Genomic DNA, 18,842 nt, shown 5'->3' with positions numbered 1-18,842 from the left:
TATTCTGTCGTCATGACCGTTAACCACGTCCAAAACAAACCTTTGGTCGGGATTAGACAGTCGGGGATCCACGAACACATCGCAGAAGCAGAGGCCTTCCATCCAGATTTCACTACCCGCACCTTCGGTACCAGCAGATTCACCATCCGCGTCCCCCGTTTCGGAGACTTCGAACAGTGGCGCGCAACGCGCCTTCTGCACGGCAGTTTTCTTGCACCTGCCTTCGGTGAAGCGGCTCGGACGTGGCACGAGCTCAACACTCCGTCTGCGTGGATCGAGAAGTATCTGAACGACCGACGCCTGTCCAAGCGCGGTCTTTCCTACCCCCATCTGCTGTTCGAAGCGTCACACTCCGGCACCACGGTTGCCGGCGAGGTGAACATTTCGCGCGTCGACGGGTTGTCCAACGCCGGCGAACTGAGCATCTGGTGCACGCCGAGCATTCACCGATCCGAGGTGACCGGCTGGGCCGGTCATGTCGTCGCACTCAGAGCCTTCACCCGGACCGTCCCACTGCGGTGGGTCATCGCTCCGGTGTCCGTCGACAACCCTCGCCCCGCCAAGGGGCTCGCACTCGCCGGATTCGAACGAACCGCCACTCTCCGCCGCCAGCGGGATTACGCAGGGCAGCCCACCGACCACCACCTGTGGGTCTGCGAGAACACCCATCGCAACCGCATCCGCCTCCAAGAACTGATTGGGACCCCATGAGCATCGACCGCCACAACGACCGTGAACCGCTCACGGCCACGCGCATGGTCACCAACGGCACCCCCGTGGAGCTGTGCACTTTCGAGGACGTGTTGGACGCGGTGTTGCGCCGGCTGTCCGAGCCCGGCCATGCACCTCTCGCATTGGGCTCGGTCAACCTCGATCACATCCACCACTTCCGCGGCGGTGTCGACGCGAAGAACCACATCGACACCGACCGTGTCGATCTGCACTGGGCCTTCCTCGCCGACGGTGCTCCGATCGTCAACCAGGCGGAGAAGCTGACGGGCCGATCGTGGGAACGCGTGACCGGGTCCGATCTGCTGCCGAGCATCATCGACGTGGCAGCGGCCAACGGCCACACCGTCGGCTTCCTCGGCGGAACTTCGCGCATGCACGAGCGTCTGCGGTTCGTGTTGCGGCGCAGCCACCCGGATCTCGAGGTGGCGGGCTTCTGGTCACCCGACGCCGCCGAGCTCGCCGATCCCGTGCAGTCCTCGTGGATCGCTGCTCAGATTTCCGCCTCGTCGGTCGACGTGTTGGTGGTCGGTCTCGGCAAGCCGCGGCAGGAGCTGTGGATCGAGAACTACGGGGCCGCGACCGGAGCCCGTGTGCTGCTCGCATTCGGCGCCGCAGCGGACTTCCTCGCAGGCGAATCGCAACGCGCGCCTGACTTCTTCCAGCAGAACGGGCTGGAATGGTTCTACCGGTTGCTCACCGAGCCGAGACGTTTGTCACGTCGGTACCTTCTCGAAGGCCCCCGTGCTTTGATGCAGCTTCAGAAAGCTCACATCGAACCATCCGTGAATTCGCCCCTGCTCGGCCGGCCCGAGATCGCTACACCGACCGAACAATCTGCGCTAGGTGGCTTGCCATGACGCTCGACGTGAACTGCGATCGCACCCGCGCCGCCGCGGCATGACCCATCGCCGCGGCTCGTTCCGGATCGGTGAGCAGGGCTGCGATGGCATCTGCCAGCGCGTCTGCGTCACCGCCGGGCACGAGAACGCCGGTCACTCCGTCCTCGACGTAGTCGGCCATGCCGGGGTTGTCGGTCACCACGACCGGTCTTCCGCTCGCCATGGCCTCGAGAACGACAGTGAGACCCGAGCCGGAGATCGTCGGCCGAAGCGCGAGAGCGACGACACTCGCGCGCTGATAGAGACATCGCATTCGCCCGTCGAGACGCTCGGTGTGTACCGTGCCGAGATCGGCCGGGACGTCGACGGGAAGCCCCGTCGCGAGTTCGAGGTGCGCCTCGGGTACGGAACGCCGAACTGCGGCGACGGCGTCGACGAGGAGATCGTGGTCGCGGAAGCGATCCTCGCCCGCACTCATGATGCGGCCGGGGACAGGCGCCTCGGTCTGCAGAGTGTAGAAGTCCGTGTCGATCCCGAGAGGAACGAAGTGGAGTCTGGAACGCTCGATTCCCCACTCGCGGTGAAGCGTGTCCAGGACCGGGCGACACTGCGACCAGAGCGCAGGAGTCTTCGACAGAGCATGCGCGAACAGCCGGTCCCATTTCGGGTAGGGGGCGGATCTGTGTGTGATCCAACCGATACCGGATACGACGGGTGCGTAGCTGCGCGACGTTTCGGCGAGCAACGCGGCGGGAATGCCGGTGCGTTCGTCGTAACAGAGCACGGCGTCGGTGTTCGCCGTCGTGAACGCCTTACGTTCCCCCAGCGCCTCCACGAGTTCGAGACCGTCCACCCGATACCGGACGGACGCGCCGATTCTGGACTGAACCCGTCCGAGATCGGCTGTACCGAACGTGGTCTCGACACCGCTCTCGGCGAGTTTGTGCAACCCGTACGGCGTCGCGTCAGGAACTTCTCCAGCGTCGTACCGTCGTCGCCACTGCGTCGCCGACAGCATCCCCGCCAGCGGAACATGAGCCCGCATGCTCGAAACGTCCTCTCCCCGATATCGGACTCGATCGAACACCGCAACGCCGGAAGCCTACCTTCCGCTGCGGGGCGATCGACTCTGGAACGGGTGGCGACATGAAGCTCGCCTACCACCTGCCGGAAGCCACGGTACGTCGTGACCCCACGGCGCGTGCGCAGGAAATGGCCGCACGAGAGGCATTCTGGCAGTTCCCGGAACAATCCACCATACGATTCGATCGAATAGTCGACAGACCTCTCGTCGACCGAACACCGCCGCCTCACCCCGACAACACCACCGCCGACACCACCGACAACAGCAGCGACAACGGCAGCGGCAGCGGTGACAGTGACGAGGTTTCCACCGGCAGAATCGTCAAGGCGTTCAGCACACAGCTGATCTTCCGTGTACTCGGAATGTTGGCCTCGGTCTTCACCGTCGCCATCACCACGCGTCACCTGGGCCCTACGTCGTACGGGCACTTGACCACTGCGATCGTGTTCGTCGGTCTGTGGACGAGCTTCACCGAGCTCGGCATCGGTTCGGTCATCGTCCGACGCGTCACGTCGGGCACCGCCGATCTCGAACGTCTCATCCGGGTCAACACCGGATTGTCGCTGGTCTACTGTGTACCACTGTCTTTGATCACCATGGCCTCGGGACTCCTGATCTATCAGGGAGAACCGGAGGTCAAATCGATGCTCATCATCCTGTCGACGTCACTGACGGTCTCGACGGTATTGACCTGCGTACAACCGATCTTCGTCACCAAGGTCGACTTCACGGCAGTGGCGGTCTCCGATCTCGTCGGTAGGATGGCGTCGCTCGGCGCCACATTGGTGATGATCCAGATCGACGCACCCCTGGTCTGGTTCGCCATCGCACAGGTCGTTCCACTCGTGGTGCAACTGCTGGTGCAGTTCTGGGCGGCAGGCCGGATGATTCCGTTCTGGCCCATCTTCTCGTGGCGCGAGAGCCTGAGCCTTGTCGTGGAAAGCCTTCCACAAACCGGTGTTCTGATAATCGGCGTTCTGTACTGGCGCGCCGACGCGGTGCTGCTCAGCTTGTTGAGCTCACCGGAGCAAGTCGGTGTGTACGGCCTCGCCTACACCGTTGCCTTCACGACGTCGGTGATCTCGCAGTTCTTCCTGTCCTCGACACTGTCGTCGATGACGCGTCGATTTGCCGTCGACAAGAAGGGTTTTGCCGAATTCGTCGAGAAGAGCGTCGAAACACTCTCGCTCGTCGCACTTCCGATCGGTCTCGTCGGCGTCATGCTCGCCGGTCCGATCGTCGCAACGATGGGCTCCGACGAGTTCGTCTCGGACGGAAAGCCCGCCCTGGCTCTGCTGTTCGTCGCAGTGACGGTCACATTCATGAACGGTGTGCTCAGTCAGGCCCTGTTCGCCGCACACGACCAGGTGTTCCTGCTGCGACTCAACGTCGTCAATCTGGCGGTGAACATCGCACTGAACATCGTGCTGATTCCGAGCTTCGGCGCGGTCGGAGCAAGCGCCGCACTGCTGTTCGCCGAATTCAGCGGGCTTGTCGTCGTCACGTGGCGACTGCATCGTAAGAGCCCGTACAGAACGCCGTATCGCTACATGGTCAAGGCACTCGTCCCCCTCACCGCCACCGGGGTTGCCGTCTACTTCGCGCACGACCTGCCGCTGGTGATCTCCGGAGTGATCGCAGTCGTCGTGTACGCGGTGGCCAATCTCGTCTTCGGCCCGGCGAAGATCTCGACGCTCAAGACGATGTTGGACTCGGGCGACGAGCCGGAAGAGCCGGACGAACCGGCAGAACCATTGCCTCAGGCGACCGACCATGGAAGGACCACGCAGTGACCCGGCCGAATTCCGAGACGACTACGACCCAGCCCCGATCGGTGAGTGTGCTGATCGTCGCCTACCGAAGCCCGGAACAGCTCGCCACGTGTCTCGACTCGGTCGAGAAGATCCTGTCCGACATGCAGGTTCTGGTCTGGGACAACTCAGGACCCGACTACCCCGGTATGGACGAGGTGCGCCGAGCTCACCCCGAAACCCGGTGGTTCGGAGACGGTTCCAACAAGGGGTTCGCAGCGGCGGTCAATGCGCTGGCCTCCGAAGCGCCGGAGGATCACCTGTTGTTGCTCAACCCCGATGCGGAACTGTTCGCTCCGCTGGACCGCACACTCGCCCTGTTGAGCGAAGACGGTGTGGCTGCCGCAGCGCCGATGGTCGTCCCCAACGGTGACAGGTTTCACTCCGAGCGCACCGGTCGTCACCGCACCTGGGATGTGGCACATCGTAGTTCCGGTGTCGTGCGGTCGTTGGTGTCCAAGGCCGGTTATTCCGAGGCGCTGCGCGGGACACCGCTGTCCGATCTGTACGCATCCGCACCGGACGAGGTGGACGGTTATCTGACCGGGGCGTGCCTGGCGATCCACCGGGACGCCTGGAACTCGGTCGGTCCGTTCGACGAGGAGTTCTTCCTGTACGGCGAGGAATTCGACTGGCAGCAGCGCGCGCGGTCGGCCGGTTGGACCGTGCGCCTCGCCGACGAGACGAGCATCGCGCATTCGGGAGCGGGCACCGTCGCGGGCGACGATTCCGGCACCTCACGGTCGGCAGAGTTGTTGCGAGCCAACGTCGCTCTGGGGCTCGAGCACCGACGCACCGTGCACAGCGCCGACCTGTACCTGGCGGGCACGTCGATCCTCGATCGGGTGCAACGCTCGCGGCGGGCAGCTCGGCGACGCACCAGGAGCTCGACGAAACCCTCGATAGTCTTCACCATCAATCGTCTGGTCTACGGCGGAGCCGAACGACATCACGTACTGCTCGCAACCGAACTGCAGAGACGCGGGTACGACGTGACGATCGCCGCGATGCAACGCTTCGGCCCGCTGGTGGCCGAGATACCTCATTCCGTTCGCGTGGTGCGCCAGCCGTGGTGGGCACCGATGATCGACACCGCCCACGAGAACGCGATCGTCGTCAGCGGTGACACCAACACCGAAGTCGGCTTCTCGACGCTGTGGCGTGCGGCAGGATCGCACCGAAAGTGGTTGGTGGCAGCGCATATTCCGCCGGAGCCCGCGGCTGCCACGTACTCACGCCCGCTGGCCCGAGCCATGACGCGAGCCGACGGCTTCATCGCCCTCTCCCCCAGCCACTGGGCCGAAGCGACGGCACATCAGCACCTCGGCGACACGATGTTCGTCGCCCCCAACGGTGTCGTGTCGGGACGCACGCTCCCCGACGCGCAACCCCGGCGCCCGATATCGGACGTACCGCATCTGGTCATGCTCTCGCGCATTCTCGAGCACAAGAATCCACACCTGCTCGTCGAGGCTCTCGACGGCCTACGCCATCTTCCGTGGGAGTTGTCGATCTACGGCGACGGACCGGACCGTGCGCGCCTGGAAGCACTCACCCCGAGCGATCTCGCAGGCCGAATCAAATGGCGCGGTTGGTCTCCCGGCCCCGATCAGGCATTGGCGGACTGCGATCTGCTGTGCGTCCCCAGCCGTTCGGAGGCCTTCCCCATGGTCATCCTCGAGGCGATGGCGCGGCGTATTCCGGTCGTCGCCTCGGCAGTGTGCGCGGTGCCCGACATGCTCGATCACGGCAATTCGGGACGGCTCGTCGAACCGATCACCGTGGACGCGTGGCGCAACACACTGGCCGAACTCCTCGGCGACCCCTCGACGTGGCCGAATCTCGGTCTCGCGGGTTACGACCGTATGCGCACCGAGTACACCATCGAATCCATGGCCGATGCGTACGAGCACTCGTTCGATTCGGTGATGCCCCAGGGCACGCGATGAAGGTGCTCTGGCTGTCGCCGTGGATGCGCCCACTCGCCCGTATCCACGTCGAGGCTCTGCGCGCGCAGGGTGACGATGTCATGTTGGTGACAACGGACCAACACCCGGAGTCCGACGCGCCGCGCGACTACGAAGTCGTCCTCGATGCTCGATTCAAGCAGGCGCGCAGCTGGATTCCGTTCGTGAAGGCGCTGCGCGCGGCACGGGAGTTCGCCCCCGACGTCGTCGTCGGTGAACTCGTGCGCGATCCGAGATGGTTGGCGTTCGGCGCTCTCGCGCCGCGTGTGCATCTGGTTCACGACGACCGTCCGCACGACGCATCCGAGAATCGGCCGGCCTGGGAGCGTGCCATATTCGACCGATGGGGACGATCAGCGGATGCGACGGTGACGTTCAGCGAGTACGTCGCCGATGCGGTGCGACGCGGCACGGTTCCCGGCGCGCGCACACCGGTGTATTCGATTCCCTTGACCAGTGACGTCGACGACGAGCGAATATCAGCTGTGGTTCCCGCGAGCGCACGTCGCGACCTGGTGTTGGTGGGCCGCATCAACTCGTACAAGAACCTCGATGTCGTACTGAGCGCGTGGCGTCGACATGTGGACGGATCCGGTTGGCGCGGAGATGATCTGGTCATCATCGGCAAGGGATCGATCGAGGGCCCGCTGCCACCGCACACCGTCCACCGCAACTCCCCGTTTCGTTACGACGACGAACTCGGCGTCATGGCACGGGCGAAAGCGTCGCTCGTGCATTACCGTCGGGCGTCGCAGAGCGGGGTTCAGGTGCTGTCGATGCAACTGGGAGTGGCGGCGATCGTCAGCGACCGCGGTGCGCTCCCCGAATTTCGAACGCCAGGTGACCCTGCGATCGGCGTCGACGACGTGGATTCGTTGGTCGCGGAACTCGATCGACTGGCCGACCCGGACACCGCATTTCGACGCGGGCTTGCCGCACGGACTCATTACGCCGACACGTTCGCTGCCGATGTCGTCGGCACGCGGCTGCATTCGCTACTCGCGGCGGTTGCCGGCCTCGCGCCAGATTCCGTCCAGTCGCGAATACCACGCGTCGATGTCGAACTCCGCGGCCTTGACGCGGGCGGCAGCCGAGATCCGGCGTCGTGAATCACCGTCCTCGACTAGATTTCGAAGGGCCTCGGTGAGTGCTGGCACATCACCGGGCCGGACCAGCACACCGTCGACGCCGTCCGTGATGGCCTCACCGATACTGCCGACCGGGGTGCACACCGGCGCAAGGCCGTGCGACATGGCCTCCAGCAGTGCCATCGGTAGGCCCTCACTGTAGCTCGGCAATGCGAATATCTGTGCACGAGAAAGAATGTCGGCGCACTCCTGCGGTGACGTCCATCCCGCGACCGTGATCACCTTCTCCAGACCCTCGGACCGCACGGCCGCCCGGGCTTCGTCGACATCTCCGTCTCCGCACATGGTCACCGTCACCCGATCTCGCACGCCTTCCGGCAGTGCCGCGACGGCCCGAATGAGGTCGAAGGACCCTTTCCTCTGCCCGAGGCGCCCGAGCGTGACGATGCGAACGGTACCGTTGTCTTGTTGGGGTGCAGCGACTTCGGGAAGGCGGACCGGGTTGTACAGCACGGTCACATCTCGTCGATCGAGCCCGAGCCGATCTGCGTATTCCGCGGCAAGTCCGGTACCGAGCACGAGCCAATGATCCGCCGCGAGAGCATGACGAACGAATCCTCGCGCAGGCCGCGGTAACCGGCCGTACCACCCTGCGAAATCGTAGCTGTGCGCATGGACGACGACGGGTATTCCCATGCGCCTCGCCACCGCCATGGGTACCGCTTTTCGAACTACGCTGCCGCCGTGCGCAAGATGGACGTGCAGTACGTCGACGCGGCGCCGCCCGATCAACCACGACGCGTGCAGCATTCCCGTCACGCCGACCCACAGCTTGCGGATCCGAGTGGAATCGACATACGTGGCAACGTTATCCGTCCGAACGTCAGCGGACGGATTGGCCAGCATCAGCGACACCACCGTCGCCATCCCTCCGCGGCTGTCGGCGGCGGATGCCGCGGGACCGACTACGAGAACGCGAAGCGGTTTGTGCACTGTTATAGTCTAGCTGGTTTGCTTTCCCCCTTTTCCGCCCAGCTCGAGAGTCGGTTCATGCCTGCATCTGCACGAGGATCACTCGAGCTCGGTTTCGGGATGATCCAGGTGGGTGTGCGACTCGCCAAGGCGCAACTGCGCCGGATCCGCCGTCCCACCGTCCAGTTCGGATCGGTGGAGGCAACCGCAATCACCACCGACGGTGTGATCGAACTGATCAGGGTTGCGCCCGAGCGTCACAACTCGGGCCGCGGTCACGTGGGGCCGCAGTATCGATTCGCCGTCGAAGTCGAACACGAGCGCGCGGGATTCGTCACCGCACTGCTCGATCACGGCACCGCGTCGGCTGTCGTCCTTCTTGCCGTCGACGGCGTCGATTCCGATGTCGTGCGGTCGGAGGCCGTGAGCGCAGCGTTGAACTCGCTGGAGAAGAGCAATCCGTGGCTGCGTCGCGCGTCGATTGCGCTGCACCCCGAGGACACCGTTCTCTCTCGCTCACTTCGCTTGCGTGGGTTCGATTGCGAGGGTGAGGTACCCGGTTATCTCGAGGACGAGCCGGGGACCCGGCGGCAGCTATGGACCATCATGCTCGGGTGAGTGAGCCGTCACGGAATCTCGACAGTCGTCAGCGCGTAACTGCCGTCCAGTCCTCGCCCGTTCTGCGCGAGGCTCATCGGCTCGTAGTTCACGGTCGTCGTTGCGCCCGCCTTGTGCTCGTTCCAGACCACGGCTGCAGAGACCGTGTAGTAACCGGACGACAGACCGGCGCGGTCGAATTCGACGGTTTCCTGGGCCGTCGCGGGCACCGGAACCGTGCCGTTGTCGAGGTACGACTGTTCCGAGCTCATCGACCGTAGATCTATCACCGAGGGTGCGGTCTGCACGACGGTGCCGCTCGAATCGACGAGGCGATATTCCACCTGCCAGTCCTCGTGCGTCGGAGCCACCCCCTTGTTCGTCCATCGCACGGCTGCGGACACCGTGTCGCCGGAGCTCGACGCGTCGGCCGTGGCGTCGCCCACGTAGCGGTAGCCTGCGACCACGTTCGCGCGAGACCACAGCGAATACGCCGTCGGGTCCATCGTCTCGCCGTTGAACTGGTCGGGGAAGCCGCTGCTCGCCGTCATCGACACGTGGTGGTCCACGACGTCGGCAAGGCCACGTTCGTAGTATTCGGCCGATGTGACGTCGTCCGGTTTCTGACACCACTCGGTCAGCACCGGCGCAGTCGAATAACGCGCGAGGAGAACGTCGATGATCGGGTCGTCTCGTTCCACGTACTTCGAATACTTGTTGTCGGCCCAGGTGGGGACCGGGGAGAACGTACCGAGGCAATCTGCGCGCAGCCCGACGGGCTTGGTGGTGGCCGTCAGCTCGCCGCTGTCGCGGAGGAGCTGTTTGACGATTTCCGTATTGCCGGTGGCAGTGACGAGCTGAGTGTTCGGGAACGCCCGGAGGTTCGCATCGACCAATCTGACGACGTTGTCCTTGGTGATGTATTGATCCTCGTACTGGCTGTAGTAGCCGAGTTCCGCTTCGCTCGCCTGCTCGTCCGGACCCGGCGTGCCGAGCTGGTCGCGCATGAACGCGACATGGTTCTCGCTGAAGTCGCCGTACCCCGACATCTCGAAGATCGACAGCCGCTCGTCGCGGTCGTATCGGCGCCCCAGTGCGGCGAGCAGTGCCTCGAAGTTGCCGACGTAGCTGTTGTCGTTCCAATTGGGAATCACCTGCGCGATTCCGTCGTAGTCGACGCTGGTCGTCGCTCCGGGTACGGTCGTCAGCCAGTCGGGGACGCCGATGTTGACGTTGCCCGCGGGAGCGGTCTCGCAGCAGGAGTCGTAGGAGGACACCCGCAGTCCGACGCGTATCCCCCTGGCTCCGTACGACTCCAGTGCCTCGTCGATCGCCGAGAAGTCGTACTTCTGGGTTTCCGGGGCGTCGGGCGGCAACGTACGCGGATCGACCGGCTGCAGCGAGCGCCAGTTCACTCTGATGGCAGCGTCCTTGGTGCCCGGCCAATCCGGGTAATGCTGTTGACCGATGTTCGACTGCGGGAACAGGCCGGTGTCGATGTTGTCGAACTGGCCGCGCATCGGATTGACGACGTCGGGTCCGTCCAGCTCACGAAACACGGGATGATCGGTGACGGGCTCGTGCGCCACGGTGCCGATCAATGCGGTGGCCACTGCCAGTATCGGCGCGAGTATCAGCCAACGAAGCGCCATTCTGCGGTCAGACAACGGTGAGTGAAGGGGTGTCGTGGGCACACGAACCTGCGAGAAGGCTCGCTGGACACACTCCGTGCTCGATATGCGCGTCGCCGCTCATGAAACCCTTCTACCTGGCAGAAAACCGTACTTGCCGATTGTAACGACGCATTCCGAAGACCAATAGTACAAGAATCATCGGTAAATTAGGCTGTGTGATCGAATTCGTTGCTGCCGCCCGATGCTGACCCCACCGCGAACAGCTGCCCGGGTGACCCTGTTTTCGCTGGTCGCCGCCGTCGTCGTTGCTATCATCGCGGCCCTGGGCCATCCCGTCTACGTGGATCCCGTCGTCGATCAGCCGAAGCACGCCGACGCGATAGTGGTTCTCGGCGGTTCGGCGGACGACCGGAACAGCCTGGGGTTGGAACTGGCGGAGGAGGGCTACGCGTCCACCTTGGTGTACTCCGACCCGTACGGATCGGCCAGCACTCTCACCGACATCTGTACGCACGGGTCACCGGACTTCACCGTCGAATGCTTCGATCCCGACCCGGGAACGACGCGCGGCGAAGGACGCGAGATCCGTGACCTCGCTCGCCGCGAAGGGTGGTCGTCGATCATCGTCGTCACCTCGACCCCGCACATCTCTCGGGCCAGATACATCATCGACAAGTGCTGGAGCGGAGACATGGCGTTCGTTGCCAGCACGACCGATCGGAACGTCTTCGAGTGGGCGTGGGAGTACGTCTATCAATCCGCAGGCTATGCGCGCGCGGTGTTCGAGGACTGCTGAGCGAGCGACGACGCCTCGCCGGGGTTCAGCAACCTCTCGATGCTCGCGAGGTAGTCGGTGCGGGTGTTCGACCTCGCGATGGCCCGCACCCGCGCCCTCTCCCGCTCGCGACTGTCGGGATCGTTCAGCAGGCGCTCGACGGCAGATCGGAGTTGCTCGACGTCACCGGCAGGCACGACCTCGGCCGCGAGATGCTTGTAACCGTCCAGACCGCGGACGTCGGTGACCACCACCGGTGTCTCGAATGTGGCAGCGCCCATGATGCGAACGTGGCCTGCACTGACCGGACGGTCCTCGAGCGTGATCACGTAGACGCGCGCTGCAGCGAGCAGGTCCGCGTGCTCGTCCTCGGAGATCTCGGTTCTGATGACGATGTCGGTTCCCGCGGCGGATTTCACGACGTCGTCGTGGTCCTCGGCGGAGCAGACGATGGTCAGATTCCAGGACCTGCCGCGCGCTGCAGCGATCAGCAGATCCCAGTCGCAGGAACTGCGCCCGCTGGCGAACACGCCCGTGCGCGCCGAATCGGGTGTGAGCTGCCGGTGCGACGAGTCGTCGTAGAAGTAGAAGGGCACGTGAGTGACGGATGCGGGGTCGAGGTCGTATTCCTCGATGTAGAGCGCACGCTCCCACGACGTCATCACCTGAATGGACAGGCATGCGCGGCGAAGCAGCCGCCGATAGAAGAACCTGACCGCGCTGCCCGCACGTCCGGTCTTGAGTCCTGGCAGGAACTCCAGAATGACGAGGCCTCGGCGTCGTCGAACCGCGTAGGCGAGTGCGAGGGCGATGATGCCGATCGGCCGGGCCGCACCCTCGGACGTCACCACGACGCCGTTCCTGCCGGCGGCCGACAGCAGCCGGACGGCGGATACGACGGCACTGACGTAGCCGCCCGACGGTCGATCGAACAGTTCTGCCCCGAGGGGCTCCCCGTACCAGACATTGCTGACTACCCGCCGGTCGGGCGCACTGCGCAACTCCACGTCTTTCGTCCTTCGATTCAGGCGTGCAGCACGGCAATGAACACTGCATACGCTTCCATCAGCGAGTATGACCGATGTACAGCATGAACAGAGTTCTGCTGTGACGCAGACGACGTGTCCCGCCCGTCGAATTGGAGACGCGAAACTAGAACCTGGGCAGCTCGAACACCGGCGGCGGAGGCAGTTGGATCTGCGGCAACTGGATCTGCGGCAGACCAGGAATGAGCGGAGGAGGCGCTGGCGCCGGAGCCGGTGCAGGCGCCGGTTCTTCGTATCGCGGAGCCTCGTAGGTCTCGACGGGCGCCGCCGGGGCAGGCGCTTCGGTCGTTGCCGGTGGCGCAGGTGCAACCGTGGTGGTCGGTGCAGGTCGTGTCGTCGTCGGCACGGTAGCCGTCGAGGTCGATACCGTGTCGGCCGGCGCGCTGGCAGGTTCCTCGGATCCGCCGTACCCGAGCGTCAATCCGAGCGCGGCGATTGCGCCGAGCCCCACTGCCACCAACGCGGCACCTCGGATCTTGCGCTTGGACGTGCCGGGGCGGTCGACGGGCTCGGGGCTGAGCCAGTCCGGGGCCCCACTCAGTGGCATCGCAGGCAGTGGCGTCGCAGGAGGCGGAGGAAGGGCAGGAGTCTCGACGGGGGTCGCGAGCAGAGCCGCACCCTTCGCGGCCACGGCCTCGGGATCGCGCGGGGTGACGACGTGCAATCCGGTCCACGAGCGCAGGATCGCTTCGACCAGCGGGATTCGCGCGCCTCCGCCGACGAGGAATACCGCGTCGACGTACTGCGGCGATCGAGCGACGATGTCTCGAACCAGCCGGGCCGAGTATTCGATCGGCACGGTCACGAGCGCTTCGAAGGATTCCCGCGAGATCAGGATGACGCCGCTGTCACCGGGAAGGCAGACGGCACCACTGGTCGAGAGTTGTTCCTTGGCGATGCGGCACCGGCTGGTGAATTCTTGTACTCCGAGTGTGTTCTGGAGTTCCATCCCCTGCTTGGCCAGCTGATTGTCACAGATCAGACGATCGAAATCGTCGCCGCTGATGTCCGTGGTGCGCTCGGCGAGCAACACCTCACCCGTCCGGCGATCGAGGACACTGATCGTCAAGCCGGAGCTACCGAGGTCGTACAGGCAGATGGTCCCGAAGTCGCCGATCTCGCCGGACGCCTCCAGGTAGGCCAGCGTGGCCCGCGCCTCGGGCACCAGACGGTAGTTGTACAACCGCTGCCTGGCCATCGCCTGCTGGATCTCACCGAACTGTTGTTGGTCTCGGTACGCCACACCGGTCGCTTCGACCTGGTTTCCACCGTTCTGCGCCAGCACGACGCCGATCGATTCCGCAGCCAACTCCTCGGCGCGATCCCAGTACGCGTCGACGGTGTCGCTGCGGAAGTCCAGTTCTTGCTCGCCGGAGGTGTGCAGGCGAAGGTCGGGGCGCGCCATCCGGACGGCGCTCGACCCCACCGATACACCGAGAACCTCAGTCATGACCTGCCTCACTCGAGAACGCGTGGGTGGACTCGCCGACAGGATATGTAACGATCCAATCTCGAAGCCCCCCGTTCGGGCCTCACTGTAGCGTGACCCCGGTCCGAATGCGATTGCCGAATGTTCCAGCCGAGCACGACGCATTAACCTTGCCCGGTGCACGCTCTCTTCGTCTGTACCGGAAACATCTGCAGATCTCCGACCGCCGAACGACTCGCGCTCGCCTACGCCGCCGAGTCGGGGGTGGACTTGACCGCCTCCAGCGCAGGTACCCATGGCCTGACGGGACATCCCATGGATGCCACCGCGGCCGTCGTGCTCACACAGTTGGGTGGGAAGCCCGACGGCTTCTCGGCACGTCGCATCTCCCCGCGCATCGCGGAGGAGGCCGATCTGATTCTGACGATGACGAGCCGTCACCGCGACGACGTCCTCACGATCGCACCCAGGAAACTCCGCCGCACCTTCACTCTCCTCGAAGCGTCGGCACTCGTCGCGATGTCCGGTGCCGGCACTCTCGACGAACTCGCCGACGCACGGGCCCGTCACACCGTCGAGACGGTCGACATCGCGGATCCGTACACGAAAGCCCACGAGGTGTACGAGAGCGTGGGTCAGCAGATAGCCGATGCTCTACCCGCAATCGTGCGTCTCTTCTGACGGAAAGTCCGTTTGTAGATCGATCGAATGACAGCTCAACGTGTACGGAGCGGGTTACAAGCCCGACGCCGGTCCGCATTTTTCCAAGCCGCGAATTTCACGCGTCGATGATGCATGATGTGCCTCATGCCGATGTATCAGCTTCGAATCGACGACGTGGTGCTTGCCGAGGCCGAACTGCCGTCCGACGGCAAAGCAATGACCTGGGCGGTGCGGACGACGACCGAACTTCGCAAAATTCTGCGCGGACGTCGATGGCAGGGACACCGGTTGGTCGGCGATGTCTGGGAGCATCGCTTCGGCGGTGGGCGCGGAATCGCGAGCACCGACGAGGCCGTCGCCAGCTGAGCGCACCGCAGCCCACTGAGGTAACGTTCCGGTATCAGTGCCGTAGGCAAGTACTCGGCAACCGGCGTTAGGGTTCAGTGACGATGCGTGACAAGGCCATCGCAGTGTCGGCGGTCGCGATCGCCGGAACCGCCGTAGTCGTGGGATTGGGAATCGGTGCTGTGGGCGGCGCTTTCGACGACGACACACAACGCGTCCAACCGCCTGCGTTGCGCTCGGACCTGAGTACCGCGGTGAGCGCGGTGAACTCGTCCGCCATCACCGTTCCACCCTCACCGACATGGCAGGTGGCAGTTCCGACGTTGCCTCGCACGACGACGCCCGAGGTCACGGCGACGACCACACCCGAGGTTCCCGAGACCACCACCCGTGCCCCGCGGAACCGAAGCACCACCACCGACAAGCCCGACGAAGAGTCGAACTCGGAGACGACGACTACTCGGTAACCGGCACACACCGATCACTCGGCTGCAGCGGTGGCACCGACCTCGCTCACGGTCGATTGAAATCCACTGTCGGTCGCGGCGAGCTCGGCGATCCAGACCAGAATCGATCGCACGCCGGACTCACTGTCCACCGGTATGTGCGTCGTACCGGGCTGGAGAGTTGCGCTGCCGAGCAGCCGGGTCGAGTCGAGTTCTCGATCCTCGCCGGGCGGTGTTCGAATCTCGACGGCGGTTCCGGAATCCGAGGATGCGATCCACACGTCGTCGATGTCGACCGCACGGCCGAAGTCGACGATCAACCCGATCCCGTCCGCCGACGAGCCGAAGGCGCTCCGGTACGAATCGGTCGACCACCGCGTCGCCGGGTTCGCGTCGATCGCGCGTTGAGCATCGTCGGCGTTGTCGGGATAGCGCACAGCCGACCACACCTCGGCGTCCGATGGCGCGAGAGTCTTCGGTTTCGGTGTCTCGGTCTCCTGCCGCGACGACAGCGACGGGACCGAGACGTTCTGGACGCCACCGCCGAACATCGTCGTCGAGATCACCCATCCTGCCGAGCCGAAGAACGCGAGCGCGACCACTGCGGCGAGCACCCAGAGAGACCGTGCCGTGCCGCTCATACCGTCGCCGTCGAGTTCACCCGAACGCGGCACGATCGGAGCGACGCCGGTGCGCGTCGGTCGGGCCAGGAGAAGCACCCGCGGGGGATCCATGATCACTCGTGGCCGTGCACCGGAGGCCGAGGCGAATCGTTCGGTTGCATCGGTCCGCGGATCTTTCGACCGAAGCTCCTCGACGCCCACGACCGCGAGCCCGATCTCGCGACCCGTCGTGAGATCTCGCGCGAGCCACGACGTGGAGACATGCTCGGCCGGCCGTGGCTCGAGCAGTCGATACCGATCGGCCAGCACACTGCCCGGCATGAACGCGTCAGCCATCGCGCCTCCCCACCCCTCGGCGACGCGCCCGACGCGCCGCCGTCACGGGCCATGTCGTACTGACCCAGTGGGGAGATTGTGCTACTTCACAAGAGCGGCTGTCCGAGGATTGAGATAACTACCTAGACCGGTTCGCGCGCATCCCAGACCAGTCGAACGACCGTTCCGTCGTGATCGGAGGTCACCGCCGTCGAATCGGCGAGTGCATGCATCAGCGGAACACCGCGACCGCGTGTGGAATCCGGGGCGTGCACGTACCACTCACCGCGATCGCACACGGTGACCTCGACCCAGCCGGTATCCGGACTGCACTGCGCATGCAGGTCGAGGGTCCCTGGCTTGTCCCGGGCGTATGCGTGCTCGACCGCGTTGGCCAGCGCCTCGTAGGTTGCCAGCACCACGTCGTACACACGCTCGGGAGCGATGCGAAGACCCGTCAGCCACTCGCTCAACGCGATCCGGAGTGCGGACGCTCGATCGGCTACGGCAGCTTCGCCGTCGAAGTCCAGGTGCATGATGTCCTCGAGACGTGGGCGGACTATTGGGCCGGTCGCAGCAACAACCGGCGCTTCGTCTCCACCGAAGGCTATGACCATCATGAGTTCCTCATACCCGAAAGTTCAGGACTTACCCGTCTCCACTGCGGCAAGGGCTTCGTCGACGGATCCGAAGATGCCGAACAACTGATCGAGGCCGACGAGCGCCAGCGGACGTCCGGTGGACGGACCGTCGGCGACAACCGCGAAAACTGCACCCTCGCCGAGCTGCTGATGGGTCGAGGCCAGCAGCGACATGCCTGCCGACGCGAGAAATCCGACACTGGACAGATCGATCACGACGCCGGTGGGGCCCTTCTCCAGAACGAGACCCAACGACTCGGACAGCTGGGGAGCCGTCGCCAGATCGAGTTCACCGGATACCGACACGACAACGGTGCTGCCACGCCAATCCACGGCTACATCGAAATGCTGGGGCCCTGAGCCCGACTCTTCCACGGTCACAATTGCCCAACATACCGGAGTGGAGGGCAATGTCCCCCACGTGTGATTCCTGTCCACCCGTCCGTCCGTCCCCGCCGAATCGCACTAGGCTCGCACGAGTGAGAACCGATCGTCTGCCGGACACAGCGGCGGTGGCATTCGGTGGCGCCCTCGGTGCGGTCGTTCGATTCGGGATCTGGCACTTTCGGGACACTCAACGATGGCTGATGCTGAGCACGTTCACTATCAACGTGGCCGGGTGCCTGCTCCTCGGCGCAGCCCTCGGATACCTGTCGGGTCGACGCTCGCCGGTACTGCGGTCGGGTGTCCTCGGGCTGGCCTGCGGCTTCACCACGTTCGGGTTCTACGCACTCCAGGGCGTCACGTACGACGCCGCGTGGCGCTCCGTTCTCTACATCGTGGGCACGCCCCTCGCCTCGGTCGTCGCCCTCGCGATAGGCGCGTTGATCACCCGCCCTGCAGTGGGTGTCCGATGATTCTGGTTCTGTTGGTCGCGGTCGGCGGCGCCGCGGCAGCGCTTCTGCATGTCCGGCTCACCGCGGCAGTCACCGATCGCCGACGCGTTCTGCTTCTCACGGTCAGCACGTGCGGCGTACTCGGATTCGTCGTCGCCGCAGCGCCACCGCAGTGGTTCGTCGCGCTCGCGTGCTTCGGGTTCCTCGGAGTGCTCGCGCCGATGTCGTCGGTGGCGCTGATGACGGTCACACAGATCAGGGAAGGCAGATACCGCGACGGCCTGGCGTTCCTCGCCGCCAACGTGATCGGCGGGGTCGCGTGTGCCATGTTCGGGATCCTGTTGCTGAAATCCGGTGTGACGCTGTATCACAAGTTCTGACAGTCGCCCTGTATGCCGGCCTTGGCGAAGCCCGCGATCTGGTACAGGTAGGTGTACTCCCAGAACACGAGCGAGAAGTTGTACTTACGAGGTACGGCCACCATGCTGACGTCGCCGTCGAAGCACTGGCCGAAGATGTACCGTGCACGCGGCAAGTGGTATCGCCAACTCACGACTACTACGTGCTTCCAACCATGCTCCCGCGCAAGCTCTTCGGTGAAGATCGCTTCGCCGCGCGTCGTACTCGGTTCGGGCCGGACACACAGCACCGAATACGTGTCGGTATCGGCTCCGCAGTACTTCTTCATCACCCGATCGGACTTACCGTACGGGTCGGACAACACAACCGTGTCCGCGACCCCTTGTTCGGCCAGGGAAATCCCGTACGCCTCACGCCCGTCGTGTTCGCCGCCGAGAACGATGATGGCGTCGGCGTGCGAGACCGGATCGATGTGCGCCTTGGTGAAGGTCACGTAGCCGCCGAATCCGATCAGCGATACCAGAATCACCGGGAGCGCGATGGCCGCCACGACCAACCGGTTTCCGCGCATCACCCGTCCAGAGTATGCAGAGCCCGGTGGTCGTGTCGCGACCAGCGATGAAACTCACGTCGCCGAGA

The 18,842-nt window shown here is 64.5% G+C and carries 21 protein-coding genes; 12 read left to right on the top strand and 9 right to left on the bottom strand.

Translation table 11 applies throughout. From position 1 onward, the window contains the following. The first annotated feature begins 12 nt into the window (after nucleotides 1–12). Nucleotides 13–711, top strand: a complete 699-nt coding sequence (locus RY1_RS11420; RefSeq protein WP_139279810.1) for a GNAT family N-acetyltransferase — start codon at nucleotides 13–15, stop codon at nucleotides 709–711. Further along, a complete protein-coding gene (locus RY1_RS11415; RefSeq protein ID WP_072803653.1) occupies nucleotides 708–1,589 on the top strand; it encodes a WecB/TagA/CpsF family glycosyltransferase in 882 nt (293 codons plus the stop codon). Before RY1_RS11420 ends, RY1_RS11415 begins: the two co-directional genes overlap by 4 nt. Here RY1_RS11415 and RY1_RS11410 read toward each other — a convergent pair. Further along, the gene (locus RY1_RS11410) at nucleotides 1,549–2,616 is read right to left on the bottom strand and encodes a glycosyltransferase family 4 protein (RefSeq protein WP_072803652.1); all 1,068 of its coding nucleotides are present in this window, start codon (nucleotides 2,614–2,616) and stop codon (nucleotides 1,549–1,551) included. The genes RY1_RS11415 and RY1_RS11410 overlap by 41 nt on opposite strands. A 101-nt stretch (nucleotides 2,617–2,717) precedes the next feature. Between RY1_RS11410 and RY1_RS11405 the strand changes: the two genes are divergently transcribed. The 3 genes from RY1_RS11405 to RY1_RS11395 are packed head-to-tail and all read left to right on the top strand — an operon-like array spanning nucleotide 2,718 to nucleotide 7,542. Continuing rightward, nucleotides 2,718–4,448, top strand: coding sequence for a flippase (locus RY1_RS11405; protein ID WP_245819601.1), 1,731 nt, complete (start codon nucleotides 2,718–2,720; stop codon nucleotides 4,446–4,448). Beyond that, the gene (locus RY1_RS11400; protein WP_072803651.1) at nucleotides 4,445–6,415 is read left to right on the top strand and encodes a glycosyltransferase; all 1,971 of its coding nucleotides are present in this window, start codon (nucleotides 4,445–4,447) and stop codon (nucleotides 6,413–6,415) included. The genes RY1_RS11405 and RY1_RS11400 overlap by 4 nt, the downstream gene beginning before the upstream one ends. Before the next feature lie 2 nt (nucleotides 6,416–6,417). Further along, nucleotides 6,418–7,542 carry a glycosyltransferase family 4 protein gene (locus tag RY1_RS11395; protein WP_245819617.1) on the top strand — a complete coding sequence of 375 codons (1,125 nt, stop codon included), beginning with the start codon at nucleotides 6,418–6,420 and terminating at the stop codon, nucleotides 7,540–7,542. On the opposite strand, the gene RY1_RS11390 is transcribed toward RY1_RS11395, so the two are convergent. Then, nucleotides 7,429–8,514, bottom strand: a complete 1,086-nt coding sequence (locus tag RY1_RS11390) for a glycosyltransferase family 4 protein (protein WP_245819600.1) — start codon at nucleotides 8,512–8,514, stop codon at nucleotides 7,429–7,431. The two genes, RY1_RS11395 and RY1_RS11390, sit on opposite strands and share 114 nt — an antisense overlap. A gap of 57 nt (nucleotides 8,515–8,571) precedes the next feature. On the opposite strand from RY1_RS11390, the gene RY1_RS11385 reads away from it, so the two are divergent. Further along, nucleotides 8,572–9,111 carry a hypothetical protein gene (locus RY1_RS11385; protein WP_072803648.1) on the top strand — a complete coding sequence of 180 codons (540 nt, stop codon included), beginning with the start codon at nucleotides 8,572–8,574 and terminating at the stop codon, nucleotides 9,109–9,111. An 8-nt stretch (nucleotides 9,112–9,119) separates the two neighbouring features. On the opposite strand, the gene RY1_RS11380 is transcribed toward RY1_RS11385, so the two are convergent. Then, nucleotides 9,120–10,742 carry a hypothetical protein gene (locus tag RY1_RS11380; protein WP_072803647.1) on the bottom strand — a complete coding sequence of 541 codons (1,623 nt, stop codon included), beginning with the start codon at nucleotides 10,740–10,742 and terminating at the stop codon, nucleotides 9,120–9,122. A gap of 253 nt (nucleotides 10,743–10,995) precedes the next feature. Between RY1_RS11380 and RY1_RS11375 the strand changes: the two genes are divergently transcribed. Further along, the gene (locus RY1_RS11375; protein WP_084727360.1) at nucleotides 10,996–11,520 is read left to right on the top strand and encodes a YdcF family protein; all 525 of its coding nucleotides are present in this window, start codon (nucleotides 10,996–10,998) and stop codon (nucleotides 11,518–11,520) included. Here the strand turns inward: RY1_RS11375 and RY1_RS11370 are convergent. Continuing rightward, entirely contained in the window at nucleotides 11,490–12,506 is a 1,017-nt protein-coding gene (locus RY1_RS11370; RefSeq protein WP_072803645.1) for a glycosyltransferase, read from the bottom strand. The genes RY1_RS11375 and RY1_RS11370 overlap by 31 nt on opposite strands. A 145-nt stretch (nucleotides 12,507–12,651) precedes the next feature. After that, a complete protein-coding gene (locus RY1_RS11365) occupies nucleotides 12,652–13,995 on the bottom strand; it encodes a DUF7159 family protein (protein ID WP_072803644.1) in 1,344 nt (447 codons plus the stop codon). A 156-nt stretch (nucleotides 13,996–14,151) separates the two neighbouring features. On the opposite strand from RY1_RS11365, the gene RY1_RS11360 reads away from it, so the two are divergent. The 3 genes from RY1_RS11360 (at nucleotide 14,152) to RY1_RS11350 (ending at nucleotide 15,449) form a co-directional block, all read left to right on the top strand. Then, on the top strand, nucleotides 14,152–14,655 hold the full coding sequence (locus tag RY1_RS11360; RefSeq protein ID WP_072803643.1) for an arsenate reductase/protein-tyrosine-phosphatase family protein: 504 nt from the start codon (nucleotides 14,152–14,154) through the stop codon (nucleotides 14,653–14,655). A gap of 126 nt (nucleotides 14,656–14,781) precedes the next feature. Then, the gene (locus RY1_RS11355) at nucleotides 14,782–15,003 is read left to right on the top strand and encodes a hypothetical protein (protein ID WP_072803642.1); all 222 of its coding nucleotides are present in this window, start codon (nucleotides 14,782–14,784) and stop codon (nucleotides 15,001–15,003) included. 83 nt (nucleotides 15,004–15,086) lie between these two features. After that, entirely contained in the window at nucleotides 15,087–15,449 is a 363-nt protein-coding gene (locus tag RY1_RS11350) for a hypothetical protein (RefSeq protein WP_072803641.1), read from the top strand. Nucleotides 15,450–15,463: 14 nt separating this feature from the next. Here RY1_RS11350 and RY1_RS11345 read toward each other — a convergent pair whose 3' ends face one another. The 3 genes from RY1_RS11345 to RY1_RS11335 all read right to left on the bottom strand — a co-directional run bounded on the left by RY1_RS11345 (nucleotide 15,464) and on the right by RY1_RS11335 (nucleotide 17,382). Continuing rightward, a complete protein-coding gene (locus RY1_RS11345) occupies nucleotides 15,464–16,387 on the bottom strand; it encodes a hypothetical protein (protein ID WP_072803640.1) in 924 nt (307 codons plus the stop codon). A 122-nt stretch (nucleotides 16,388–16,509) separates the two neighbouring features. Further along, complete coding sequence (locus RY1_RS11340) at nucleotides 16,510–16,986, bottom strand: ATP-binding protein (protein ID WP_245819599.1); 477 nt, start codon at nucleotides 16,984–16,986, stop codon at nucleotides 16,510–16,512. Between the two features lie 21 nt (nucleotides 16,987–17,007). Beyond that, nucleotides 17,008–17,382 carry an STAS domain-containing protein gene (locus tag RY1_RS11335; RefSeq protein WP_371829465.1) on the bottom strand — a complete coding sequence of 125 codons (375 nt, stop codon included), beginning with the start codon at nucleotides 17,380–17,382 and terminating at the stop codon, nucleotides 17,008–17,010. A 104-nt stretch (nucleotides 17,383–17,486) separates the two neighbouring features. Between RY1_RS11335 and RY1_RS11330 the strand changes: the two genes are divergently transcribed. Both RY1_RS11330 and RY1_RS11325 read left to right on the top strand, forming a co-directional pair. Next, nucleotides 17,487–17,864: a fluoride efflux transporter FluC gene (locus RY1_RS11330; RefSeq protein WP_072803638.1), complete on the top strand. Its 378-nt coding sequence runs from the start codon at nucleotides 17,487–17,489 to the stop codon at nucleotides 17,862–17,864. Beyond that, nucleotides 17,861–18,223, top strand: a complete 363-nt coding sequence (locus tag RY1_RS11325; RefSeq protein WP_072803637.1) for a CrcB family protein — start codon at nucleotides 17,861–17,863, stop codon at nucleotides 18,221–18,223. Before RY1_RS11330 ends, RY1_RS11325 begins: the two co-directional genes overlap by 4 nt. Here the strand turns inward: RY1_RS11325 and RY1_RS11320 are convergent. Beyond that, nucleotides 18,211–18,774 carry a YdcF family protein gene (locus tag RY1_RS11320; RefSeq protein ID WP_072803636.1) on the bottom strand — a complete coding sequence of 188 codons (564 nt, stop codon included), beginning with the start codon at nucleotides 18,772–18,774 and terminating at the stop codon, nucleotides 18,211–18,213. The two genes, RY1_RS11325 and RY1_RS11320, sit on opposite strands and share 13 nt — an antisense overlap. Between the last annotated feature and the right edge of the window lie 68 nt (nucleotides 18,775–18,842).

This window comes from Rhodococcus yunnanensis NBRC 103083, assembly GCF_001895005.1.
In the GTDB taxonomy this organism is placed as follows: domain Bacteria; phylum Actinomycetota; class Actinomycetes; order Mycobacteriales; family Mycobacteriaceae; genus Rhodococcoides; species Rhodococcoides yunnanense.
Note: the sequence above shows the minus strand (reverse complement) of the source record. Positions and strands in the feature narration are given on the sequence as shown.